This window comes from Streptomyces sp. SID3343 (genome assembly GCF_009865215.1).
In the GTDB taxonomy this organism is placed as follows: Bacteria; Actinomycetota; Actinomycetes; order Streptomycetales; family Streptomycetaceae; genus Embleya.
The window spans coordinates 1-2539 of the sequence record NZ_WWJX01000198.1 but is presented as its reverse complement, the minus strand read 5'-3'; the positions used below and the strand labels follow the sequence as shown (position 1 = coordinate 2539).

The window sequence follows — 2539 nt, the reverse complement described above, 5'->3', positions numbered from 1 at the left end:
GTGCGCCGTGGTGGGCGACGACCTCCCCGGCCTCGCCGCGGCCGCCGATGCCGCCGGCTCGACGCGCGTGGCCCAGGTTCGCGACCTGGCCGCAGCGGCCGACGCGCGAGCCGACGTGGTGTTCGTGTCGCTCGCCCCACGTGCCGAAAATCTGTCCGAGGTGGTCGCCGATACCCGTGCGCTGGTCCACGCGTGGTCGAGCGACGAGCGATTCGGCACCGCCCGACTGGTCCTGGTCACCCGGGGCTCCGCTCTCGCCCCGAGCGGGGCGAATCCCGTGCACGCGGCCGCCTGGGGTGTAATGCGCACCGCCATGGCCGAGCACCCCGGACGGTTCGTGCTGGTCGACACCGACGATCACGAGGACTCGGCCGGCGCCCTGTGCGCCGCCGTCGCCGCCGGCGAACCCGAATCGAGCGTATGCGCGGGCCGCGTCCGCGTCCCGCGACTCGCCAGGGCCTTTCCCCCCGTCGCGGTCGCCCTACCCGCCTTCGACCCCGAAGGCACCGTGCTGGTCACCGGACGCGCCGACGGCCTCGGCGGTACGGTCGTTCGACACCTGGTGGCCAAGCACGGCGCCCGCCGGCTGGTGCTGGCCACCGGACCGGACGACGAGCCCGGCCGGACGGCCGACGGCGAACCGTGGCCGACGCCGGTCCCGGACGTGCGATCGGCGGCGATCGAACTCGCCGAACCCGAGGCCGACATCACCGTTTCCCACTGCGACCCCGCCGACCGCGACGCGCTGGCCGACCTGCTCGCGAACCACCCGGTGAGCGCCGTCGTACACACCACGGGAGACCCGACGGGCCTGTGGCACCTGCACGAGCTCACCCGTGACCGCAACCTCGCCGCGTTCGTGGCCTTCTCGGCGATCGGGGGAATCCTCGGGGCGCCCGGGGCTCCGGAGCGGGCCGCCCACGCCGCCTACGCCGACGCGGTGATCCGCCGCCGCCGGACCGAGGGGCACCCCGCGACCAGCCTGGCCTGGGGGCCATGGGCCGGCGACGCGTCCGCGGTGGGCGACACCGAACGGGTCTGGTTCAAACGAAACGCGATCGGCGAGTTGACCCCCGACGAGGGACTCGCGCTCCTCGACACCACCCGCGGCTCGGACGACGCGGTACTCGTACCCGCCGCGCTCGACGCGTTCGCGCTGCGCGGCCGGGCGGTCGACGGTGTACCCGCCGCCCTGCGCGACCTGATCCCCACCACGGCGGACCCCTCCGGCGTCGAGACCACCGAGGGCCCGGCCGCATCGGGGCGCACCTCGACGCTGCGGCGCCGACTGGCCGCCCTGTCGCCCCTCGAACAACAACGGTTCGTCCTGGACCTGGTCCGGGAGGAAGCGGCCGGCGTGCTCGGCCACGCGACACCGGCGGCGGTGACAGCGAGCCGGGCGTTTCGCGAACTCGGGTTCACCTCACTGGCCTCGATCGCGCTGCGCAACCACCTCACCGCCGCCACCGGCGTCGCCCTCCCGGTCACCGTCGCGTTCGACCACCCCACGCCGGCCGCGCTCGCCGATTTCCTGCGGGACGAACTGGTGGGCACACCCCGCGAAGACCGATTCCCCCACCCGGCGGCGAACGTCGTCGACACCGACGAACCCATCGCCATCGTCGGTATCGGCTGCCGCTATCCCGGCGGCATCCACAATCCCGAAGACCTGTGGCGACTGATCGCCGCCGGCGGCGACGCCGCGTCGGAATTCCCCACCGACCGGGGCTGGGACCTGGCCGCGCTCTTCGCCGCCGACCCCGACCGACCGGGCACCTCCCACACGCGCATGGGCGGTTTCCTGCACGACGCCGGTGACTTCGACGCGGGGTTCTTCGGGATCTCGCCGCGTGAGGCGTTGGCGATGGACCCACAACAGCGACTGCTGCTGGAAACCTCCTGGGAGGCGATGGAACACGCCGGCATCGCGCCTGCCGCGCTGCGCGGCGCGGACGTCGGCGTGTTCGCCGGAATGATGTTCCACGACTACGCGACCGGACTCGATCGGGTGCCCGACGGGATCGAGGGCTACCGGGGAACGGGCAGCGCCGGAAGCGTGGTCTCGGGCCGCGTCTCGTACTCGTTCGGTTTCGAGGGTCCGGCGGTGACGGTGGACACGGCGTGCTCGTCGTCGCTGGTCGCCCTCCACCTGGCCGCCCAGGCATTGCGTCGCGGCGAATGCTCGATGGCCCTCGCGGGGGGTGTCGCGGTCATGGCCACCCCCTCCGTCTTCGTCGAGTTCAGTCGCCAGAACGCACTGTCGCCCGATGGTCGTTGTAAGGCGTTTGCGGCGTCGGCGGATGGTACGGGGTGGGGTGAGGGTGTGGGTGTGTTGTTGTTGGAGCGGTTGTCGGATGCGCGTCGTGGTGGGCGGCGGGTGTTGGCGGTGGTGCGTGGTTCGGCGGTGAATCAGGACGGTGCGTCGAACGGTTTGACGGCGCCGAGCGGTCCGGCGCAGCAGCGGGTGATTCGGCGGGCGTTGGCGGGTGCGGGTTTGTCGGTGGGTGATGTGGATGTGGTGGAGGCGCACGGTACGGGG

Annotated in this window: 1 protein-coding gene; it reads left to right on the top strand. The window is 72.9% G+C overall.

What is annotated here, in order from left to right; translation table 11 throughout:
* Nucleotides 1-2539 (top strand): type I polyketide synthase (locus tag GT354_RS07385; RefSeq protein WP_161355447.1); only part of this gene is annotated, 2539 nt, incomplete at both ends.